Origin of the sequence: Kribbella sp. NPDC051620 (genome assembly GCF_044453825.1) — a bacterium.
In the GTDB taxonomy this organism is placed as follows: Bacteria; Actinomycetota; Actinomycetes; order Propionibacteriales; family Kribbellaceae; genus Kribbella.
The window spans coordinates 1-21,410 of the sequence record NZ_JBITDB010000006.1 but is presented as its reverse complement, the minus strand read 5'-3'; the positions used below and the strand labels follow the sequence as shown (position 1 = coordinate 21,410).

Annotated in this window: 22 protein-coding genes; 13 read left to right on the top strand and 9 right to left on the bottom strand. The window is 68.3% G+C overall.

Translation table 11 applies throughout. The features are described 5' to 3' along the window. Nucleotides 1–31: 31 nt before the first annotated feature. Entirely contained in the window at nucleotides 32–550 is a 519-nt protein-coding gene (locus ACIA12_RS29650) for a GNAT family N-acetyltransferase (RefSeq protein ID WP_396370464.1), read from the bottom strand. 57 nt (nucleotides 551–607) lie between these two features. Here ACIA12_RS29650 and cpt point away from each other — a divergent pair, with 57 nt between their 5' ends. After that, complete coding sequence (cpt, locus tag ACIA12_RS29645) at nucleotides 608–1,141, top strand: chloramphenicol phosphotransferase CPT (RefSeq protein WP_396370463.1); 534 nt, start codon at nucleotides 608–610, stop codon at nucleotides 1,139–1,141. On the opposite strand, the gene ACIA12_RS29640 is transcribed toward cpt, so the two are convergent. The 6 genes from ACIA12_RS29640 to ACIA12_RS29615 form a co-directional block, all read right to left on the bottom strand. Further along, the gene (locus ACIA12_RS29640) at nucleotides 1,100–1,789 is read right to left on the bottom strand and encodes a helix-turn-helix domain-containing protein (protein WP_396370462.1); all 690 of its coding nucleotides are present in this window, start codon (nucleotides 1,787–1,789) and stop codon (nucleotides 1,100–1,102) included. The genes cpt and ACIA12_RS29640 overlap by 42 nt on opposite strands. A gap of 20 nt (nucleotides 1,790–1,809) precedes the next feature. Continuing rightward, complete coding sequence (locus tag ACIA12_RS29635) at nucleotides 1,810–2,373, bottom strand: flavoprotein (RefSeq protein WP_396370461.1); 564 nt, start codon at nucleotides 2,371–2,373, stop codon at nucleotides 1,810–1,812. 121 nt (nucleotides 2,374–2,494) lie between these two features. Continuing rightward, nucleotides 2,495–4,549, bottom strand: a complete 2,055-nt coding sequence (locus ACIA12_RS29630; RefSeq protein ID WP_396370460.1) for a beta-galactosidase — start codon at nucleotides 4,547–4,549, stop codon at nucleotides 2,495–2,497. Nucleotides 4,550–4,655: 106 nt separating this feature from the next. Next, complete coding sequence (locus ACIA12_RS29625) at nucleotides 4,656–5,708, bottom strand: LacI family DNA-binding transcriptional regulator (protein ID WP_396370459.1); 1,053 nt, start codon at nucleotides 5,706–5,708, stop codon at nucleotides 4,656–4,658. A gap of 82 nt (nucleotides 5,709–5,790) precedes the next feature. After that, nucleotides 5,791–6,693 (bottom strand): RNA polymerase sigma factor SigJ, encoded by a 903-nt coding sequence (gene sigJ / locus ACIA12_RS29620; protein WP_396370458.1) that lies wholly within the window; start codon nucleotides 6,691–6,693, stop codon nucleotides 5,791–5,793. 73 nt (nucleotides 6,694–6,766) lie between these two features. Then, a complete protein-coding gene (locus ACIA12_RS29615; RefSeq protein WP_396370457.1) occupies nucleotides 6,767–7,141 on the bottom strand; it encodes a hypothetical protein in 375 nt (124 codons plus the stop codon). Between the two features lie 96 nt (nucleotides 7,142–7,237). Here ACIA12_RS29615 and argC point away from each other — a divergent pair, with 96 nt between their 5' ends. The 9 genes from argC (at nucleotide 7,238) to argH (ending at nucleotide 15,689) form a co-directional block, all read left to right on the top strand. Further along, nucleotides 7,238–8,278: an N-acetyl-gamma-glutamyl-phosphate reductase gene (gene argC / locus ACIA12_RS29610; RefSeq protein WP_396370456.1), complete on the top strand. Its 1,041-nt coding sequence runs from the start codon at nucleotides 7,238–7,240 to the stop codon at nucleotides 8,276–8,278. Continuing rightward, on the top strand, nucleotides 8,275–9,471 hold the full coding sequence (gene argJ, locus ACIA12_RS29605) for a bifunctional glutamate N-acetyltransferase/amino-acid acetyltransferase ArgJ (protein ID WP_396370455.1): 1,197 nt from the start codon (nucleotides 8,275–8,277) through the stop codon (nucleotides 9,469–9,471). The genes argC and argJ overlap by 4 nt, the downstream gene beginning before the upstream one ends. After that, complete coding sequence (gene argB, locus ACIA12_RS29600; RefSeq protein WP_396370454.1) at nucleotides 9,468–10,370, top strand: acetylglutamate kinase; 903 nt, start codon at nucleotides 9,468–9,470, stop codon at nucleotides 10,368–10,370. Before argJ ends, argB begins: the two co-directional genes overlap by 4 nt. Continuing rightward, entirely contained in the window at nucleotides 10,367–11,569 is a 1,203-nt protein-coding gene (locus tag ACIA12_RS29595; protein ID WP_396370453.1) for an acetylornithine transaminase, read from the top strand. Before argB ends, ACIA12_RS29595 begins: the two co-directional genes overlap by 4 nt. Continuing rightward, nucleotides 11,566–12,498: an ornithine carbamoyltransferase gene (gene argF / locus ACIA12_RS29590; protein ID WP_396370452.1), complete on the top strand. Its 933-nt coding sequence runs from the start codon at nucleotides 11,566–11,568 to the stop codon at nucleotides 12,496–12,498. Before ACIA12_RS29595 ends, argF begins: the two co-directional genes overlap by 4 nt. Then, on the top strand, nucleotides 12,495–13,007 hold the full coding sequence (locus ACIA12_RS29585) for an arginine repressor (RefSeq protein ID WP_396370451.1): 513 nt from the start codon (nucleotides 12,495–12,497) through the stop codon (nucleotides 13,005–13,007). Before argF ends, ACIA12_RS29585 begins: the two co-directional genes overlap by 4 nt. A 72-nt stretch (nucleotides 13,008–13,079) precedes the next feature. Beyond that, on the top strand, nucleotides 13,080–13,610 hold the full coding sequence (locus ACIA12_RS29580; RefSeq protein WP_396370450.1) for an RNA polymerase sigma factor: 531 nt from the start codon (nucleotides 13,080–13,082) through the stop codon (nucleotides 13,608–13,610). Further along, nucleotides 13,607–14,245 (top strand): hypothetical protein, encoded by a 639-nt coding sequence (locus tag ACIA12_RS29575; RefSeq protein WP_396370449.1) that lies wholly within the window; start codon nucleotides 13,607–13,609, stop codon nucleotides 14,243–14,245. Before ACIA12_RS29580 ends, ACIA12_RS29575 begins: the two co-directional genes overlap by 4 nt. 22 nt (nucleotides 14,246–14,267) lie before the next feature. Then, nucleotides 14,268–15,689 carry an argininosuccinate lyase gene (gene argH, locus ACIA12_RS29570; protein ID WP_396370448.1) on the top strand — a complete coding sequence of 474 codons (1,422 nt, stop codon included), beginning with the start codon at nucleotides 14,268–14,270 and terminating at the stop codon, nucleotides 15,687–15,689. A gap of 50 nt (nucleotides 15,690–15,739) precedes the next feature. Here argH and ACIA12_RS29565 read toward each other — a convergent pair whose 3' ends face one another. Further along, nucleotides 15,740–16,231, bottom strand: a complete 492-nt coding sequence (locus ACIA12_RS29565) for a hypothetical protein (protein ID WP_396370447.1) — start codon at nucleotides 16,229–16,231, stop codon at nucleotides 15,740–15,742. Nucleotides 16,232–16,481: 250 nt separating this feature from the next. Here ACIA12_RS29565 and ACIA12_RS29560 point away from each other — a divergent pair, with 250 nt between their 5' ends. Next, on the top strand, nucleotides 16,482–17,360 hold the full coding sequence (locus ACIA12_RS29560) for a DNA-3-methyladenine glycosylase (protein ID WP_396370446.1): 879 nt from the start codon (nucleotides 16,482–16,484) through the stop codon (nucleotides 17,358–17,360). Between the two features lie 6 nt (nucleotides 17,361–17,366). Here the strand turns inward: ACIA12_RS29560 and ACIA12_RS29555 are convergent, their stop codons facing one another. Beyond that, a complete protein-coding gene (locus ACIA12_RS29555; protein WP_396370444.1) occupies nucleotides 17,367–18,326 on the bottom strand; it encodes an LLM class flavin-dependent oxidoreductase in 960 nt (319 codons plus the stop codon). A gap of 75 nt (nucleotides 18,327–18,401) precedes the next feature. Here ACIA12_RS29555 and ACIA12_RS29550 point away from each other — a divergent pair, with 75 nt between their 5' ends. Further along, on the top strand, nucleotides 18,402–19,439 hold the full coding sequence (locus ACIA12_RS29550) for an App1 family protein (RefSeq protein WP_396370443.1): 1,038 nt from the start codon (nucleotides 18,402–18,404) through the stop codon (nucleotides 19,437–19,439). 70 nt (nucleotides 19,440–19,509) lie between these two features. Next, nucleotides 19,510–20,814 (top strand): tyrosine--tRNA ligase, encoded by a 1,305-nt coding sequence (gene tyrS / locus ACIA12_RS29545; protein ID WP_396370442.1) that lies wholly within the window; start codon nucleotides 19,510–19,512, stop codon nucleotides 20,812–20,814. Nucleotides 20,815–21,410 lie beyond the last annotated feature (596 nt).

The window sequence follows — 21,410 nt, the reverse complement described above, 5'->3', positions numbered from 1 at the left end:
CCCGCTAGTGCTCTAGCGTGGCCCGGCTCTACTACAGGTCGGTGACCAGCATCAGTTCGTCGCGGTAGTCGTCGTCGGCGACCCGTACTGCGCGCGGGTGGCTGCCGACGACCCGGTAGCCGAGCTTGCCGTAGAACTCCTCCAGGCTGTTCCCGTCGCGGATGGTCAGCTGCAACTGCTCCAGCCCGAGCTCGACTGCGGATTGCCGTAGCCCGTTCATCAGCAGGCGGCCCGCGCCATCACCCTGGTACTTCGGATGCACCATGACGCGGAGCACCGTGCGCCAGTGGAGGTTGAGCGCGCTGTCCTTGCTCACGAGCAGTCCCATGCCGACGTGCCGGTCGCCGTTGTGCAGGACACCGAGCAGGTCCTTGCCCGCGGCAACTCGCTCGAGCGCGAGGTCGAGCGTCTCGGCGACCAGGTGCACCGGAGCCGGCGCGGTGAACCCGACGCTCCCGCCCGCGTCGGTGGCAGCGATCCACGTGTCCAGCAGATCGGCCCGCAACTCCGGGTCCGAGACCGCTTCCGGATCGATCACCCTGTACTCCACCACTGCCTCCCTAAATGCGACTGACTTGCAGGAAGCCTAGCTGGCACAATCGGCCGGGTGTCCACTCAAGTCATCGTGTTGAACGGCGGGTCCAGCTCCGGGAAGACCGGGATCGCGCGTTGTCTGAAGGCGGTCCTGCCGCAGCCGTGGATCAGCCTCGGCGTCGACGACCTGGTCGACGCGCTGCCGCCCGGGCTGCTGGATTCGGGCTCGGGGATCGCGTTCGGCTCGGGCGGCGAGGTCGAGGTCGGCGCCGGCTTCCGCGAGATCGAGGCGGCGTGGATGGCCGGCGTCGCCGCGATGGCACGAGCCGGAGCACGCATCATCTTCGACGACGTCTTCCTCAGCGGAGCCGCCTCGCAGCAGCGGGTGCGCACCCAGCTGGCCGGCCTGGAAGTGCTGTGGGTCGGCGTGCGCTGCGCCCCCGAGATCGCCGCGGGCCGCGAGATCGCGCGGGGTGATCGGGTCGGTGGGATGGCAGCCTCGCAGGCAGAGCTGGTGCACCGAGGAGTCAGCTATGACGTCGAGGTCGACACCGGAAGTACCGAGTCACTTGCCTGCGCGAAGGCGATCGCCGGCTACCTGCGGTGACCAGGCGGCCCAGTACTGCCGGCGGGAGATCTTCAGAGCTTCTCTGCCGATGGCCGAAGCGCAGCGGTCGAGGGCCGGCTTGAAGCGGTCGATCGCCCGGTCACTCGGCAACGCGAGAGAAAGTACGGCGGTCTCGCCGGAGGGCAGCCCGAGGACCGTTCCGATACAGGAGACGGCCGGGTGAACCGCCCCGCGCTCGGTGGTCGCCAGGCCTTCCCGCAGCGCCTTCCAGATCACCGATCCGGGGTGTTGCAGCGGCTGGCTGGATGTCTGCGCGGGAACGCGATCGATCAGCTGCGAGCCGTTGAACTGATCGACGACCTGGACGGTTCCAGCACTGGCGACCGACAGGAACAGTGAAGCACCGGTGCCCTCGGCAAGCATCTGCAGGCGCGGGTGGAGGAAGTCCACGAACGCCGGCGGTGGGCCGGTTCGCCTGGCCAGCCCGTGCAGCGCAGCACCCGTGCCCCATTGGCGGCCGTGCCGTTCGACCGCGCCCTCGGCCTCGAGCTGCAGCAGCAGCCGGTGGGCGGTCGTCTTCGGCAGGCCCGCCCGTTGGGCCAGCTCCGAGACGCCGACGGGCTGTGGGCCGTCGTTCAGCGCCCGGAGGAGGGCGAAGGCATGGTGGATCACCCCGGCAGGTTTCACCTGACCGAGCGTACCCAGTGCTAGCCGAGCAGCTCCGCGACCTTCTGGGCCACCGCAGGGGGAGGCGGCAGACCCGGATCGTTCAGCGTGCGGGCCGCGCCGACGTCGTACCGGTCGGTCCTGACCGGGTCGATCACGTGCTGGCCGTCCGCGCGGAGTTGCGCGATGTTGCGGGCCACGGCGGGTTTGGCCCACATGGCGCTGTTCATCGACGGGAAGTGAACGATCGGGAACTCGGCGGCCAGGATGGTGGCGGCCAGCCGGTTCGGGGCGGCGCCGGCGGCGGCGAGGGACAGGATGTTCGCCGTGGCCGGCAGCACCGCCAAGATGTCGTGCTCGGCCGCCAGACGGGCGTGATTGTCGGCCGGCCAGTCGGCGGGGGCCTCCCCGCTCACCACCCGCTCGGCGAGCAGCCGCACGCTGTCCGGCGGGAGGAAGGTGGCCGCGGTGTGCGTCATGAGCACGGTATAGGTGCCGCCGAGGTGAGCCCGCAGCGCGCCGAGGTACAGCGGCAGCATCATCACGGCGGCCGAACCGCTGGCGCCGATCAGGATGCGTGGCCCGGAACTGTCTGTGCTGGTCATGCCGGGAAACCTAGGAGCGGGTTCCTGTCATGACCAGCGCGCGTTCCGCTCACCGGAACAACCCGTCACCCGGGCAGTTGGCTGAGGCGGGGGACCTGGGAGCCAGTGTCGAGAGTTGCCGTCAGTGCGGCGGGTCGAGCAGAACCCGGACGTCCCAGGGCCCGAGAGTGAGTTTGTCCTCTGTCGTGGCGGCCGCGAGTACGTCGTGAACGGCATGCGGTAGGTCGATGGTGACGGCGTCCCACGACCAGTTGTGGACGAACACGAGACGTTGCCCGTCCGCGGTGGTGGCGGAGGTGACGCTCACACTGGCCGGCAGTCCGGTCCAAGCCGCGGGCTGGATCCACCGGAACAGGGCAGCGGCCAGCGCGGGGTTGGGAACCGTACCCACGTAGGTGATCCGGCCGGAGCCGTGCGCGCGGGTGGTTATCGCAGGCCATCGTCCGAAGTGGGGATGGTCGTAGCCCGCCAGTACCTCGGCACCGTCGACCCGTAATCCATCCGCCCATCGAGTGGCCGCAGCGTCGTCGCCAAGCTCCAGACCTACGCCCGTCACGGGCAGATCTGCGCTGAGGTTGCTGTACTCGTCGTACGCGACTCCTGCCGCTTGTGCGAGACCGGCGGGCATGGTGGCGGTGCGGGCCCGCGCCTCCTCGTCGGCGTACCCAGTGCGCGGCCCGACGACCAGGTGGCCACCGGCTGCGGCGTACGCGACCAACTGCTCCAGCAAGGCGTCGTCAGCCAGATATAGCCCCGGTACGACGAGCACTGGGTGCTGTGCGACCGCATCGGCGCCGGTGAACTGGCTGGCATGGAGCACACGCACCTGCAGACCCGCCTCGAACGCTCCACGATAGAAGGGATCGAAGAGACCGTGGTACGAGCTGTGATCCGGGCCGCCGTCCTCCCGCGACAGCGGCGGGTACTTCTGCATCAGCCACTTGCTCGGCAGCGAGTACAGCATCGTCACGTCGCTGTCAGGCGTCAGGTCGACCACCAGCGAGCCGGCCGCCTCCAACTCGGCGCCCAACTGGGCGACCTCCTGGTACGTACGGCCGGGGAGACCACTGTGGGGGAGGACGCCACCCCAGTACGTCTCCGTCCCGAAGTGCAGGGTGTGCCAGTGCCAGTACTCGATCATCTTCGCCCCGCGTGAGATGAGTGCCCACGCCGCCTGCCGCCATTGACCGTCGTACGCCGGCTGGTTGTCCCAGGGGGCGCCGATGGAGTTCGCGTTCGTCTCGGTGACGAGGAACGGGCGTTGCTGGGACGAGTACAGCCGGTCCGCGCTGAGGTAGAGCGCCCAGGTCCCTGTGGTGGGCCAGCTCTGGTAGGCCGAACTCGCCGGGGGTTGGAGGAGCCCGTCCTGCATCGCGTAGTACGGGTTGCCCGCTGTCACGTCGAGCCGGCGGACCAGGTCGTCGTCGGCCACGGCAGGACGGTCATAGGAGATGCAGGTGGTGACGAACTGGTCCGGGCGGGCGTACTCGCGGACGATGTCGGCCTGCCAGCCGATGAACTCGGTCGTCAGATCGGCCTGGAACTGCCGCCAGGCGACGTCGTACTGCGGCTGGACATTGCCGTCCGGTGTCCACAGGTCCGCCCAGTCCGACAGCCGGTGTGACCAGTAGACGAGGCCCCATTCGTCGTTGAGCGTCTGGACGTCGCCGTACTTGTGCCGCAGCCGGTCCACGAACCGCTGGAACACCCCGTGGTTGTGGAGCAACTCGTTGCCCGGCTCGTTGTCGACCTGGAAGCCGAGCACCGCCGGGTGGTCGGCGTAGCGGCCGATGATCTGGCGGATCACCCGCTCCGCGTGGAAGAGGAAGCCCGGGTGGGTGAAGTCGACCTCCTGCCGGGCACCCCAACCGATCCGCTGCCCGGTCTTCCGCTCACCCGCGATCTCCGGGTAGAGCCGGACCAGCCACGGCGGTACGGCGTACGTCGGGGTGCCCAGCAGTACGCCGATGCCACGGGCGTGCGCGCCGTCGAGGACCGGCTGCAGCCAGTCGAGGTCGAACCGCCCGTTCTCCGGCTCCCAGGTGGACCAGACCGACTCGCCGACCCGGATCACCGAGAACCGGGCCGCGGCCATCAGGTCGAGATCCTGCTCGAGCCGCTCGTGCGGCTGGTACTCGTGGTAGTACGCAGCTCCGAAGAGCACACGCTTCTGCACGGTGGTTTCTCCAATGGTAGAAGGAGGGTGCCTGGGCGCGGAGCATCGGCCCAGCGCCCGGAAGGCTCAGTGGGTTAGGTACTGCGGTGTGGTGAGTGCGGGACGGTCAGGACGCCGTGCGGGCGGGGCCGGTGGAGTGACGGGTGACCAGCCGGAGCGGTGGTGGCTCCGGAGCGGGGGAGCGGTCACCGGTGGGCGACTCGATCTCCGTGATGAGGTTCGTGATCCCGCGGGCGACGTGCACGTCGAAGTCCTGCGGGATGGTGGTGAGCGGTGGCGTCAGGAACGCCGCGGTCGGGATGTCGTCGAAGCCGACGATGCTGACGTCGTCAGGCACTGCGCGGCCGGCCTCGGTGAGCGCGCGCAGCACACCGATGGCCATCTCGTCGTTGGCGACGAAGATCGCAGTCACCTCGTCGTTGCCGGCCAGTTCCCGCCCGGCCGCATAGCCGGAGGCCGGTAGCCAGTCGCCTTGCAGGACAGGTGGTTCGGGGGCGCCGGCAGCGGCCAGAGCCTGCCGCCAACCCTTGAGTCGGTCCTGCGCGGCCCACCAGCGTTGCGGGCCGGCGACATGCCAGACGGTCCGGTGCCCGAGGCCGAGCAGGTGCTCGGTCGCCTCCCGGGCGGCGCGAACTCCGTCACCGCCGGTGGACATCAACGGCCGGGCGCTGAGTCCGGGGAAGCGCCCGAAGGTGAGGACCGGGATCTCGAGCTCGATCAGCTGGTCGTCACCCTCGTCGATCGGCTCGGCGAGGATGAGGCCGTCCACGCCCTGCGCGAGCAGGACGTCGATGGCGCCGACGACACCCCCGGCGTCGCCTTCGAAGGTGTTGACCATGCTCAGCGAGTAGCCGGTACCACGCAGTGCACGTTCGATGGTCACCAGCTGGGTCGACGGGCCGAACAGCGCCGTACCGAGGCTGACCACGCCGATCCGCCGGGTCTTGCCGGAGTTGAGGGCGCGGGCCGCGTCGTTGCGGCGGTAGCCGAGCTCGCGCATGGCGGCCTGCACCCGGAGCCGGACCTCTTCCTTGACGTACGGCTCGTCGTTCAGCACCCGGGAGACGGTCTTCTGCGAGACCCCGGCCAGCCGGGCGACGTCCGTGCTGCCGGGACGGCGCGTACGACTGCCCTCCGGTGCCGGTTTCGCCTCGCTCATAGAGCCCTCACGGTATGCCAGGCAGCCGGTCTGACTGCGTAGTCAGAATGTGTCTACGTAGTCAGAAAGTCAACCCCCGCGATCAGCCGAGCTCGCTGAGGCGGGGGATGTCGGTGAGTTTGTCGGGGTTGCGGACGATGTAGATCTGGCTGATCCGGCCGGTCTCGTCGAAGTCGAAGAAGCCGGCGCTGTCGACCTCGTCGCCGTCGTAGAAGACGAACGCGTTCTCGCCGTTGAGCACCATCATCCGGAGCACGAAATCCCGCGCGGGCTGACCGGGCGCGAGCAGCGCGATCGTCCACCGGGAGATCTTGTCCGGGGTGCGCAGCGGCCGGATCGCGGCCTGCTTCTTGCCGCCGCCGTCGCTGACCAGCACGACGTCCGGTGCGAGCAACGAGACCATCCCGTCGAGATCACCCGACCAGGCCGCCGAGAGGAACTGATTGGTCACCTCCAGATGCCGGGCCTTGTCGACCTGATGCCGGGGCTGCCGGGCGCTCACATGTTCCCGCGCCCGATGAGCGAGCTGCCGTACCGCCGCCTCGGACCGGCCCAGCGTGTTGGCGATCTCCCCGAACGGCAGGTCGAACACCTCGCGCAGTACGAACGCCGCCCGCTCCAACGGTGAAAGCGTCTCCAGTACGACGAGCATCGCCATCGACACCGAGTCGGCGACCTCCGCCACGACTGCCGGGTCGTCCGCGTCGCGGGTCGACATGATCGGCTCGGGCAGCCACGGCCCGACGTACTGCTCCCGCCGGGTCTTCTGCTGCCGCAACCGATTGAGCGCGAGCCGGGACGTGATCCGGATCAGGTAGGCGCGGACATCCCGTACGTCCTCCCGGTCCGCGGCAGACCACCGCAACCACGTCTCCTGGACGACGTCCTCCGCGTCGACGACACTCCCCACCACCCGGTACGCCGCCCCGACCAGCACCGCCCGATGCTCGTCGAACTCCGCCGCCAACTCCTCATCAGTCCTCACGCGGGCCATCCTTCCTCGTTTCCGTGTCATCCCTCCGGACACGGGACGGCGGATGGTTCGTGACATGACCCAGTCACATGTGGGACAGGTTCGCCACGGCCAGCGCACCGCAGATGAGCAGGACGACCGCGAAGGTGGTGAAGAACGAGGCGCTGCCCGTGGCGAGCGAGCTCAGCTGCTTGCGGTTGTACGCGACCGTGAGCAGCATCCCGACGATCACCTGGCCGAGTACCAGCGGGAAGACGTACACCACGCCGATCAGCACCAGGCTGCCGCGCGAGCTGAAGCACAGGCCGCTGCAGTTCACCGGGGAGGCGTCGGAGGCCGACAGCACCAGCAGTGCATAGCCGGCCAGTTGGATGCCGACCCAGCCGAGGAAGACCAGGAAGCTGTTCGCCGTCCGGCGATCCTCCATCTCGCGTACCGCTGACCCTCGGTCACTGTTCATACCGATGATCCTGGCCAGCCGCGGCCCGGTGCGCTTGAGTGGAACTACCGATCTTCAGGGTTGGATAATAATGCGGTATCTGACATACTCATTCACATGAGTTTGACGGTCGCGGTGGCTGGAGCCAGTGGGTACGCCGGGGGAGAGCTGCTGAGGCTGCTCTCGGTGCATCCAGAAGTCGAGATCGGCGCACTCACGGCGGGCGGCAGCGCCGGTACCGCGCTGGGCGTCCACCACCCACACCTCCTGCCTTTGGCCGGGCGCATCCTGCTCGAGACCTCCGCGGAGACGCTGGCGGGTCACGACGTGGTGTTTCTGGCCCTTCCACATGGGCAGTCCGCCGAGATCTCAGCGCAGCTCGGCGCTCTTGACAACACAGTCACCGTGATCGACTGCGGCGCGGACTTCCGGTTGGTCGAGGCGGAGGCGTGGGTGGAGTTCTACGGTGGCAAGCACGCCGGTCACTGGCCCTACGGTCTGCCCGAGCTGCCCGGTCAACGGGAGAAGCTCCGCGGGACGAACCGGGTCGCGGTACCGGGGTGTTATCCCACCGTTTCGACCCTTGCCCTGCTTCCCGCAGTACAGGGCGGTCTTGTCGACCCGGGCCAACTGGTGGTGGTCGCGGTGAGCGGGACGTCGGGAGCGGGCAAGGCGCCGAAGCCGAATCTGCATGGCGCGGAAGTGATGGGTTCGGCGGCGGCGTACGGCGTCGGCGGCGTCCACCGGCACACGCCCGAGATCGAGCAGAACCTCAGCGCGGTCACCGACGCAGCGGTCTCTGTTTCCTTCACGCCGGTACTAGCGCCGATGGCTCGCGGCATCCTCGCTACCTGCAGCGCGCCGGTCACCTCGGGCACCACGGCTGAGCAGTTGCGCGCAGCCTACGAAGCGGCATACAAGGACGAGCCATTCATCTACCTGATGCCGGAGGGGCAGTGGCCGCAGACGCAGGCGACCCTCGGCGCCAACACCGTTCAGCTGCAGGTCACGCTGGACCAGCGGACCGGCCGCGCTGTGATCGTGGCCGCGATGGACAACCTCACCAAGGGCACTGCCGGCGCCGCCGTGCAGTGCATGAACCTGGCCGCCGGTCTCGACGAGACGCTGGCCCTTCCCCTCGTAGGAGTAGCCCCGTGACCGCAACCGTGCAGCACCAAGTCGATCGGAGCGCCGGAGTCACCGCGCCGGCCGGCTTCCGCGCGGCCGGGGTGATCGCGGGCATCAAGCCCGCCGGCAAGCCGGACCTCACCGTGGTCGTCAACGACGGCCCGTACGACGCTGCCGCCGGCGTCTTCACCACGAACAAAGTGAAGGCCGCGCCGGTCCTGTGGTCACAGCAGGTGCTGACCGCTGGGAAGCTCAAGGCCGTCGTGCTCAACTCGGGCGGCGCCAACGCGTGCACCGGCCCGGAGGGATTCCAGGACACCCACAAGACCGCCGAGGAACTGGCCGCGATCCTCGGAGTCGGCGCCGGTGAGATCGGCGTCTGCTCGACCGGTCTGATCGGCGAGCGGCTGCCGATGGACAAGCTGCTGCCCGGGCTGAAGTCCGTGGTCGATGCCTTGGGCGACACGCCTGAGCACAGCCTGTCGGCCGCGACTGCGGTGATGACGACGGACAACGTGCCGAAGCAGGCTGTCCTCAAGCACGCGGACGGCTGGAGCATCGGCGGCTTCGCCAAGGGCGCCGGCATGTGCGCGCCGAACATGGCGACCATGCTCTCGGTCATCACCACCGACGCGATCGTCGACCAGCCGCACCTCGACCACGTACTCCGCAACGCGGTCGGCAAGACCTTCAACCGGCTGGACGTGGACGGCGGCACGTCGACCAACGACACCGTCCTGCTGCTCAGCTCGGGCGCGTCCGGCGTCAAGGTGCCGGCCGACGAGTTCGAGGTGGCGCTCACCGCACTTGCCGCGGATCTCGTCAAGCAACTGCAGGCCGATGCCGAGGGCGTCACCAAGCACGTCAGCATCACCGTGCAGAACGCGGCCACCGAGGCCGAGGCGGTCGCCGCCGCCAAGGTCGTTGCCGAGGACAACCTCTGCAAGACCGCCTTCTTCGCCTCCGACCCGAACTGGGGCCGGATCGCGATGGCCGTCGGCAACGCGCCGACCGCCTTCGACCCGGCGCTGCTCGACATCACCCTGAACGGCGCGGCGATCTGCGTCGCCGGCGGCAAGGGCGTCGACCGGTCCGAGGCCGACCTCAGCGGCCTGGAGATCGACGTGGTGATCGACCTGCACGCGGGGTCGGCGTCGGCGACGGTACTGACGACGGATTTGTCGCACGCGTACGTAGAAGAGAACTCGGCGTACTCCTCATGACCATGACGACACGTTTGATCGAGACCAGCCAGGCGCATGCGGTCGAGAAGGCCGCCGTACTGACCGAGGCGCTGCCCTGGCTGAAGGAGTTCCACGGCAAGACGATCGTGGTCAAGTACGGCGGCAACGCCATGGTCGACGACGAGCTGAAGCAGGCGTTCGCCTCCGACATCGTTTTTCTTCGGCACTGCGGCGTACGGGTGGTCGTCGTGCACGGCGGCGGGCCGCAGATCAGCGACATGCTGCAGCGGCTCGGCATCGACAGCGAGTTCCGCGGCGGGCTGCGGGTGACAACACCCGAGGCGATGGACGTGGTCGGCATGGTCCTGGTGGGCAAGGTCGGCCGTGAGCTTGTCGGGCTGCTGAACGCGCACGGGCCGTTCGCGGTCGGGATGTCCGGCGAGGACGCGGGGCTGTTCACCGCGGAGCGGCGGGGCGCGATCGTCGACGGTGAGTCGGTCGACATCGGCCTGGTCGGGGACGTCGTCGACGTCCGGCCCGAAGCGGTCATCGACCTGATCGACGCCGGCCGGATCCCGGTCGTCTCCACGATCGCTCCGGACGAGGACGGCCTGGCGCACAACGTGAACGCCGACACCGCGGCCTCGGCCCTGGCGGTCGCGCTGGGGGCGTCCAAGCTCGTCGTACTGACCGATGTCGCCGGCCTCTACCGGAACTGGCCGGAGAGCGAGGAGATCATCACCCAGATCGACGCCGCCGAACTGGCCGAGCTGCTGCCGTCGCTGGCGTCCGGAATGGTGCCGAAGATGGAGGCCTGCCTGCGCGCGGTCCAGTCCGGCGTCTCCCGGGCGACCGTCATCGACGGCCGGGTGCCGCACTCGCTGTTGCTCGAGATCTTCACCGACGCCGGAAGTGGAACCCAGGTGATCCCCTCATGACCGAACTGCTCACCGTCGACGGCACGCAGAGCGCCCTCGCCGAGCGCTACTCGCAGTCCCTGATGAACACCTTCGGCGCTCCCAAGCGCGTGCTCGTCCGCGGCGAAGGCGCTTACCTGTGGGATGCGGACGGCAAGAAGTATCTCGACCTGCTCGGCGGGCTCGCGGTGAACTGCCTCGGCCACGCGCACCCGTTCGTCGTCTCGGCCGTCACCAGTCAGCTCGCGACCCTCGGTCACGTCTCCAACTTCTTCGCCTCCGCGCCGCAGGTCGCGCTGGCCGAGAGGCTGCTGTCGCTCTTCGATGCTCCGGGCAAGGTCTTCTTCACCAACTCGGGCACCGAGGCGAACGAGGCGGCCTTCAAGATCACCCGCAAGACCGGCCGGACCAAGATCGTCTCGACGGTCGGGGCCTTCCACGGGCGGACGATGGGCGCGCTCGCGATCACCTGGAAGCCGGCGTACCGGGAGCAGTTCGCGCCGCTGCCGGGTGACGTCACTTTCGTCCCGTACGGCGACGCGGCCGCGCTCGCCGCTGCGGTCGACGACCAGACCGCGGCCGTGGTGCTCGAACCGATCCAGGGCGAGAACGGCGTCGTCGTACCGCCTGCCGGCTACCTGGCCGAGGCGCGACGGATCACCTCCGAGCATGGCGCGCTGCTCTGGATCGACGAGATCCAGACCGGCGTCGGGCGGACGGGCGACTGGTTCGCCTTCCAGGCCGAGGGGATCTCGCCCGACATCGTCACGGTGGCGAAGGGGCTTGGCGCGGGCATACCGATCGGCGCCTGTCTCGGCTTCGGTGCTGCTGCCGATCTGCTGCAGCCGGGCAACCACGGTACGACTTTCGGTGGCAACCCGGTCGCCGCGATCGCCGGGCTCGCGGTGCTGACGGTGATCGAGCGCGACGGGCTGCTCGCCAATGTCAGTGCCATCGGCAACCATCTCGCGTCGTCGGTCGAGGCGCTCGGGCATCCGCTGATCGCCGGGGTACGCGGCCGCGGGCTGCTGCTCGCGATCGAGCTGACGGCGCCGGTGTCCGACCAGATCGCCGCGCTGGCACTGGAGGCCGGGTTCATCATCAACAACCCGATCCCCGACGCGTTGCGCTTGGCACCGCCGTACATCCTGAGCAAAGCTGACGCCGACAGCTTCGTCGCGGCCCTGCCCGCGCTGCTTGACCAGGTGGAGGTCCCGTGACCAGGCATTTCCTGCGCGACGACGACCTGAGCCCAGTCGAGCAGGACGAGGTTCTGACCCTGGCTCAGCAGTTGACCACCGATCGTTTTGGGCATCAGCCGCTGAGCGGTCCGCAGACCGTCGCGGTGATCTTCGACAAGGCTTCGACCCGGACCCGGATCTCGTTCGCGGTCGGGATCGCCGAGCTCGGTGGCGTGCCGCTGATCATCGACGCGCAGTCCTCGCAGCTGGGTCGCGGCGAGCCGATCGCCGACACGGCCCGGGTGCTCGATCGGCAGGTCGGCGCGATCGTCTGGCGGACGTCCGGGCAGACCCGGATCGAGGAGATGGCGGCTGCCTCGCGGGTGCCGGTGATCAATGCGCTGACCGACGAGTTCCACCCGTGCCAGATCCTCGCCGACCTGTTGACCGTCCGGCAGCACAAGGGGTCGACCGCCGGACTGAAGCTTGCCTACTTCGGTGATGGCTCCAACAACATGGCTCACTCCTACCTGCTCGGCGGGGTGACGGCCGGCATGCAGGTGGTGATCGGCTCGCCGGCGGAGTACCAGCCTGATGCCGCTGTGCTCGCCAAGGCGGTGGAGATCGGGTCGGTCACGGGTGGTTCTGCTTTGTGGACCTCCGATCCGTCGGAGGCTGTGGCGGGTGCCGATGTCGTTGCCACCGACACCTGGGTCTCGATGGGGCAGGAGGCCGAGGCAGCCCTGCGGGAGGCGCCTTTCGTACCGTATGCGGTGACCGAGCAACTTCTTGCCAAGGCGGCCAGCGACGCGATCGTGTTGCATTGTCTGCCGGCGTACCGGGGCAAGGAGATCGAGGCGGCGGTGCTCGATGGGCCACAATCTGTCGTCTGGGACGAGGCAGAGAATCGGCTGCACGCGCAGAAGGCGCTGCTGTCGTGGCTGCTGGCAAGGAACTTCAGCGCATGAATCTCGCCGTACCGACCACCAAGACCGCGCGTCAGCAGCGGATCGTCGACCTGCTCGGCCGGCAACCGGTCCGCTCGCAGACCGAGCTGGCCGACCTGCTCGCCGACGCCGGGCTCGTCGTCGGCCAGGCCACCTTGTCGCGTGACCTGGTGGAGATCGGCGCGGTCAAGGTCCGCGACTCGGCCGGCCAGCTCGTCTACGCCGTACCAGGCGAAGGCGGCGACCGTACGCCGCGAGCCGGGGAGGCCGCAGCCTTCGAGCAGCGGCTCGGCCGGGTAGCCTCCGAGCTGCTCGTCTCGGCCGAGGGCAGCGCCAACCTGGTCATCCTGCGAACCCCGCCGGGTGCGGCCCAGTACTTCGCGTCGGCGATCGACCACGTGGGACTGGACGACGTACTCGGCACCATCGCCGGCGACGACACCGTCATGGTCGTCTCGCGCCACCCGACCGGGGGAGAGGCCCTGGCAGCCCGGTTCCTAAGCCTGGCCGCCCGCAGCGAGGCCAAGTAGCCGCGAACGCTCCAGCCCCTCGTGCGAAGTACTGGCGAGCGGTCCGCGGCGGGCGGCTCAGGAGGGGGCGGGATGGATTTCGAGAGGTTGGTGGATCAGCACAGTGCCGACCTACACGCCTACCTGAGTCGGCGCTCGACGACACAGGTCGCAGACGACCTGCTGGCCGACGTGTGGCTGGCGGCTTTCAGTGGGCGGAGCGGTTTTGACCCGGAGCTGGGCAGTGTGCGCGGCTGGCTCTTCGGGATCGCACGGCACGTACTGCACAGCTACTACCGGCGGCGCCGGCTGCGGACCGTACTGACGCGGGCTGACCGTGCTGTTGATGAGACAGCCGCAGTGGACGCTCGCCTGGATGCTGCTGCTCTGGTCCCTGCTTTACGAGAGGCTCTCCGCTCACTGCCCGCGGTGGAGCGCGAACTGCTGCTCCTGGTCGCCTGGGAGCAGCTGACCCCGTCCGAAGCTGGGCAGGTGCTCGGTATCCCTGCAGGGACCGCCCGCTCCCGCCTCCACCGCGCACGGCAACGAATGGACGAACGGCTGGGTGACTCGACGCAAGTAGTGGACGAGACCACCGACCACAAGCTTGGAGCCGACTCATGACCGACTACCTGGACACACTTGTTGCTGCTGGCGAAGTACCGCCACCTAGCGCGGAGACACTGGCCCGCGCCCAGGCGGCAGTACGGCAGGCCGCCCCGACGCGGCGCCGGACTCCTGTGATGGCGATGGGCATAGCCGCCGGGGTGGCAGTGCTTGCAGTAGTTGGTGCAGTGGTCTCAGGTTCGCAGCAGGAGACGCCGCCGGTGGCAGGCAACCAGCCAACTGCGCCGACGCCTAGCTATCGCAGCGGTGGAGCGGCGTCTTGCGTAGCCGCGCCCGAGGGGGAGTGGCTACGGAAGCAAGCCTTCGCCTTCGACGGAACAGTGCTGACCATCGAGGAGCCAGGGGACGGGCCTAGTCTGTTCATCCGCCAGCACTACACGCTGGTGACCTTCAAGGTGGGCCACTGGTACAAGGCCGGCCCTGCCGAACAGGTGCAGATCTTGGTGCCTGGGCCGGTTGATCCGCAGACAGCAGCGGGCAGTACCGAGGAAGGCCTGTACTTCGAGGTAGGCAGCCGGTTGCTGGTCAGTGGTCAGGTGATTGGCGGCGTACAGACCGCGTGGAGCTGTGGGTTCAGTCGCCCCTACAACGAGGGGACGGCTCGCGAGTGGGCCGGGACCTTCGGCAAATGAGATCTGTTGAGAGGATGTTGATGTGAGCACGGATAAAGGTGAGAGCGCGGCCCTGTGGGGCGGGCGGTTCGCGGGTGGGCCGGCTGACGCGCTGGCGGCGTTGAGCAAGTCGACGCAGTTCGACTGGGTGCTGGCGCCCTACGACATCGCCGGGTCGAAGGCGCACGCGAAGGTGCTGCACCGCGCGGGGCTGCTAACCGACGAGGATCTCACCAAGATGCTCGCCGGGCTCGACGAGCTGCTGGCTGACGTACTGTCCGGTGCTTTTGTCGCGGCCGAGGCGGACGAGGACGTGCACACGGCGCTCGAGCGCGGGCTGGTGGAGCGGCTCGGCGCCGAGCTGGGTGGGCGGCTGCGGGCCGGGCGGTCGCGGAACGACCAGGTGGCCACGCTGTTCAAGAGCTTCCTGCGCGACCACGGGCGGATCATCAGTGGACTCGTGCTCGACCAGGTGAACACTCTGGCCGAGCAGGCCGAGAAGCACCTCGGTGTGGCCATGCCGGGCCGGACCCACTTCCAGCACGCGCAGCCGGTGCTGTTGTCGCATCACCTACTGGCGCATGCCTGGCCGCTGATCCGCGACCTCGACCGGCTGGCCGACTGGGATCGCCGGGTTGCGGCCGACTCGCCGTACGGGTCAGGCGCGCTGGCCGGCAGCACGCTCGGGTTGGATCCTGTTTTCGTGGCTCACGAGCTGGGTTTCACGAACTCGTCGGCGAACTCGATCGACGGGACGGCGGCTCGGGACTTCGTCGCGGAATTCGCTTTCGTATGTGCGCAGATCGGCATCGACCTGTCGCGGCAGGCCGAAGAGGTGATCATCTGGGCGACGAAGGAGTTCGGTTTCGTCCAGCTCGACGACGCGTACTCGACCGGGTCCTCGATCATGCCGCAGAAGAAGAACCCGGATATCGCCGAGCTTGCGCGGGGCAAGTCCGGCCGGCTGATCGGCAACCTGACCGGGTTGCTCGCGACGCTGAAGGCGCAGCCGCTCGCGTACAACCGGGACCTGCAGGAGGACAAGGAGCCGGTTTTCGACTCCGTGGACACGCTCGAGGTGCTGCTGCCGGCGTTCACCGGGATGATCCGGACGCTGCGCTTCAACACCGAGCGGCTGGAGGAGCTGGCGCCACAGGGCTTCTCGCTGGCGACCGACATCGCCGAGTGGCTGGTGAAGCAGAAGGTGCCGTTCCGTGTCGCGCACGAGCTGGCCGGCGCGTGCGTACAGGAGTGCGAGAAGCGCGGCATCGAACTGTGGGACCTGTCCGACGAGGACCTCGCCGCGATCTCCCCTGCGCTGACCCCTGAGGTTCGGACCGTACTGAGCGTCGAGGGATCGGTTGCCTCCCGCAACGGCCGCGGCGGCACCGCAACCGCCCGCGTCACCGAACAACTGGCCGAGCTCCGCTCCCGCGCCCTCGAGCACGCGGACCGCCTCGCCTAGCCCTCTACCTGCACCGGCGCCCGCCCCTCCGCGGGCGCCACCGCAGATGACTAGAACGCGGCCTCGGCCGTCACCTTGTCGAACTTCTTCGTGTAGGTACCGTCCGGCAGACAGTTCATCGCCTCGATCTGTCCCGCGGCGAGCTCGCCGGTGTTACACATGACGTTCGCCATCACCTCGTCACCGCGCAGGAACTTGATCGTGACGAACATGGTGGAGGCGTCGTCGCTGATGTTCTTCGCCTTGCCGTTGATCGTCATCCCGAAGCCGGAGTCGTGGATCGTCCACCCGGCCAGGACCTGGTGCTTGCCGAGCGCGAACGCGGCGCCGACCGTCACGGTGCACGGCGCCGACCGGTCGTCCTGGTCGGCGCAGGCGATCTTCGCGGCCGGGGCCGATGCGAGGGGTTTCGGCGCGGTGGCTTTGGCTGCGCCGGGCTTCGGGGCGGCACTGGCCGGGTTGGTGGCCCCGCTGTCGGTCTTGTCACCGCCGCCCGAGGCCATCGCGATCCCGACCAGCAGGACGAACACGGATCCGATCACGATCGCAACGGTGCGGGCGGTGTGCTTCTTCTTCGGCGGCCCGGGTGGCGGACCGAGCGGTGGCTGAGCCAGCTGCGGTGATTGCGGTACGTATGCCATAGGACAAGCCCCCGTGGGTTGTACTTGCTTCCGCCAGGCCCGAACGGTCCCAGCTCCCTGCATACTCATCGGTCACCGACAGACCGGACAGGGGCTTTCGGCCCTAGGAGGGCAGGACCTTGACGGGCGGCCCTGACCTAGAGTTCACGCCATGCCTGTACGCCGTACTCTGCTGGCCGGCCCGGTCCTGGACGTAGCGCCGAAGCTGCTTGGCATGATCCTCCGCCGGACAACTCCTGAGGGCACGGTCGCGGTCCGGATCACCGAGGTCGAGGCCTACGACGGCCCCAACGACCCCGGCTCCCACTCCTACCGAGGCCAAACCCCCCGCAACGCAGTCATGTTCGGCCCACCCGGCCACCTCTACGTCTACTTCACGTACGGCATGCACTACTGCATGAACATCGCCGTAGGACCAGAAGGCCAACCGTCCGCGGTCTTGTTCCGGGCCGGCGAAGTCATCGAAGGCATCGACCTCGCCCGCCAACGCCGAGGCTTCACCACCCCCACTCTCACCGCCACCACTCCAGCCCCCGCCACCACCTCAGCCCCCGCCACCACCCCGGCGCCCGCCACCACCTCAGCGCCCGCCACCATCCCAGCGCCCGCCACCATCCCAGCGCCCGCCACCATCCCAGCCCCCGCCACCACCCCAGCCCCCGCCTCCGGCAGCGCGACCACCACGCCCGGCACCTCCGCTTTCCCTCTCGGGGGCGAGGCGGCGGAGCCGCGAGCCCGTCCGGCGGCTTCTCGTGCAAAGCAGGACCGCGATCTAGCTCGCGGTCCTGCCCGGCTCTGTGTTGCATTGGGCATCGACCGGGCCGACAACGACACGGACCTGCTGGCCCGTGGCTCAGCGATCCAGCTACTACCCGGGGACGGCTACGACGGTGAGGTCGCCAGCGGCCCCCGGGTCGGCCTCCGCGAAGCAGCCGACCGGCCCTGGCGGTTCTGGATCCCAGGCGACCCCACCGTCTCGCCGTACAAACCCCACGTGCCGAAGAAGCGTGGCAAGCCCGGCGCAGCGTAGTACCGGCTAGCGGTTGGCGAGCTCCAGCACGTAGTCCAGCTGAGGCAGCCCGTGCTCAACCTCAGGGTCCGGGAACAGCCCGATGTGGTGGACTCCGGCCGCCTCCAGCGCCTCGATGTGAGCCGCGGCATCGTCCAGCGTGCCGATCGGCCCGATCTCCGCCCACCAGTCCTGCGGCATCCCGACCAGACCCTCGACGCCCTTCTCCGCGTGCAGCTTGATCAGGTCGTCGTAGAACGGCATCGTCGCGAGCGCCGGGTTCTTGTCCCCGATCTGCCACTCCAGCCACGGCGCCGACCACTCGTACGCCGACTTCCGGTCCGCCCGCACACACAGCGCACTGAAGACAGCCACCACGAACCCATCCGGTGACCCGGCCTGCTCGACAGCGGCCCGCACGTACGACGGCGTAGCAGGCTCAGCGAGCACCACCCCGCCCGCGACACGTCCAGCCAGCGCCATCGACTTGGGCCCCCGCACCCCGAGTAGGATCGGCGGCGGCGTGGTCGGCGGCGCATCCAGCTGCACGTCCTTCAGTACGACGTACTGCCCCTCCATCGTCACCTTCTCGCCCGCCAGCAGCCGGGTGACCGCAGTAGTCACCTCCTCGAGCGCAGTCATCGGCGACTTGGGCCGGACGCCCATCTGTCCCATCCACTCCTGCACACCATGCCCGATGCCAGGCAGGAACCGCCCAGGCGCCAGTGCGTCGAGAGTGGCGAACTCCATCGCCGTGACAGCGGCAGTACGGGCTACTGCCGGCACGATGCCGAGCCCACAGGTCAGCCGCTCGGTACTGGCCAGTGCGGTCGCGACCAGGGACGGGCCGGCTGTGTAGAAGCAGTCCTCGATCAGCCACAGCTCGTCCGCGCCACCGGCGTCGAGACGGCGGGCGACATCGGCCACCAGGGCGGCGGGGAAGGTCCGGGGGAAGCACATTCCGAGAGCAGCGGAGGTCTGGGTCATATCGAGACTGTAAAGGTCGCCGGGGACAGTCCTCCTGGTGCGCGTACAGGCCCCGTCTGCGGGTAGGTTTCGGACATGGCCCGTCCGCACTACTCCTCCCGTCTGGAGGACTGGTTCAACGTCGGCGTCGGGGTCCTCCTGCGCCGCCGCGGCTGGCGGGAGCGGATCATCCCGCACGTCGGCTACGGCACCCAGGAGTTCACCCGGGTGCTGGCCCGCGTCGTGCTGAGCCGGGACCCGCGCAACCAGCCCCGGTACGACGAGGACCAGGTGGTGCGCGGCTGGCGCGTATTCGTCACCGCGCCGGCTACCGGCGTACAGGTGTCGATCACTGTGGCCGGCGAGACCTTCGAGGCGACTACCGACCGCGGCGGCTTCATCGACCTGACAGTGCCGGTGGCGCTGCCGCCTGGCTGGCATGAGATCAGCCTGGGCGTGCACGGCGAGCGGCAGGCGCGCGGGAAGGTGGTGGTGCCCGACCCGGACGCCACCTTCGGCCTGGTCAGCGACATCGACGACACCGTGATGCTGACGATGCTGCCGCGACCACTGATCGCCGCCTGGAACACCTTCGTCCGCGAGGAGCAGGCCCGCCGGGTCGTGCCGGGCATGGCGGAGATGTACGCCGAGTTGCTGGCAGACCACTCGGGTGCGCCGATGTTCTACCTGTCTACCGGCGCCTGGAACACAGCCCCGACCCTGACTCGCTTCCTCCAACGGCACGGCTACCCAGCCGGCCCGCTGCTGATGACCGACTGGGGGCCGACCAACACCGGCTGGTTCCGCAGCGGTCAGGAGCACAAGCGCACTGCGCTGCGCCGGCTGGCCACCGAGTTCCCGAACGTGAAGTGGGTGCTGGTGGGGGACGACGGCCAGCACGACCCGCAGCTGTACGGCGACTTCGCCCAGACGCATCCAGATCACGTACGGGCCATCGGCATCCGCCAGCTGACCCCTGCCGAGCAGGTGCTGTCCCACGGTCTGCCGGTACCTAACCAGGACCCCGGTGCTCACGATCCCCACCGTCCGACGGCCGCTACCGTGCACGGGCCGGATGGACACGCGCTGGTCGCGCAGTTGCGCGCAGTACTGTCCCGGCCCGAGGCGAGCTGACCCGACGCCCGCTCGCCGGAGCAGGTACAGGACACTTGTGGTGATCTGACGTGACTCGAGGAGAGACCAAGTGACCGACAGCGAGACCGCACGCCGCACCCAGGTGCTCGACGACCTGGAGAGCCGTGGCCTGATCGCGCACTCCACCGACCCGGACGCGCTCCGTGCGTCGATGGCCGCCGGACCGATCACCTCGTACGTCGGGTTCGACCCGACCGCGCCCAGCCTGCACATGGGGAACCTGCTGCAACTCCTGACGCTCCGGCGGCTGCAGCTGGCCGGCCACAACCCGATCGGGCTGGTCGGCGGCGCCACCGGACTGATCGGTGACCCCAAGGAGTCCTCCGAGCGGGTGCTGAACCCCAAGGACCTAGTGCAGCAGTGGGTGGAGAAGGTCCGCAGCCAGGTGGAGCGGTTCGTCGACTTCGACGAGTCGCTGCCGAACCCGGCGCGGATGGTCAACAACTACGACTGGACCAAGGACCTCAACACGCTCGACTTCCTCCGGGACATCGGCAAGCACTTCCCGGTGAACCGGATGCTCGGCCGGGAGGTAGTGAAGGCCCGCCTGGAGCAGGGGATCAGCTACACCGAGTTCAGCTACGTACTGCTGCAGTCGCTGGACTACCTGGAGCTGTACCGGCGCCACGGGTGCACCTTGCAGACCGGTGGAAGCGACCAGTGGGGGAACCTGACCGCAGGGGTCGAGCTGATCCGGCGGTCGGACGCGGGGAAGGCGCATGCGCTGGCCACTCCGCTGGTGACCAAGGCGGACGGCACCAAGTTCGGCAAGACCGAGTCGGGGACCATCTGGCTCGACCGGGAGCTGACGTCGCCGTACGCGTTCTACCAGTTCTGGTTCAACACCGATGACCGCGACGTGATGCAACTGGTGCGGTTCTACACGTTCCGTACCGCGGAGGAGATCGTTGCGCTCGAGGAGGCCACTACTGAGCGCCCACATGCTCGTGAGGCGCAGCGGTTGCTGGCGGAGGACGTCACGACCCTGGTGCACGGTGCGGGGGAGACAGAGCAGGTGAAGCTCGCGGCCAAGGCGCTGTTCGGCCAGTCGGAGCTGCAAGCTCTGCAGGGGTCGACGCTGGTGGCAGCGTTGCGGGAGGCGCCGCACTACGAGCTCAAGCCGGACGAGCAGATGCCGACCATCACGGACCTGCTGGTGCTCTCCGAGCTGGTCGCCAGCAAGTCCGCGGCGCGGCGGACGATCGCCGAAGGTGGCGCGTACCTGAACAACGTGAAGGTCAGCGATCCCGAGTACGTCCCGAGTGGCGAGGACATGCTGCCCGGGGGAGCGCTCGTGCTCCGGCGCGGGAAGCGTTCATTCGCAGGGGTTCTGGCCTCGCCGGCCGAGGGCTGACGTATCGCACGTGGCCGGTGCCGGAGGCAAATTACAGCCCTGTGATTCGGCCCACCGGGAACCGATTTGACGGCCACCTGGCAGCCACGTAATGTTCTTCTTGTTGGAGCGAGTGCGGGACGCGAGAGCGGCCGGTCGCTCCGAACCCCCCAAGACTAGCTGAGCCGCACCGTGTCTTTGATCCGGGTCGGTAGCTTCAGATGCGGGGTGCGGATCAGAAAAAACTGGGTCTTGACTCGGTCGTCCTGGTCCGGTAAAGTAACGCAGGTTGCCCCGGAGTCCTGGCCGCAAGGTCTGTGACGCGGTGAGCGTCCGATTCTTGAGAACTCAACAGCGTGCCGAAAGTCAATGCCGAAATTTAGCATTAACCCCCTTCACGGGTCTCGGTGTGAGTAGGCTTGCTTGCCTCTTCGAGGTTTGCGGGTCTGGTTCATCGTTGATTCGTGTTGGATTCCTTTGTAATTTTTCTGGATTCAAGTCAGTTTGATTTGTTTCTGATTGCAATGGATCGTTTTTCGTTTTGTCTGTTCACTGTCTTCGGATGGTTGACATATAGATTTCAACGGAGAGTTTGATCCTGGCTCAGGACGAACGCT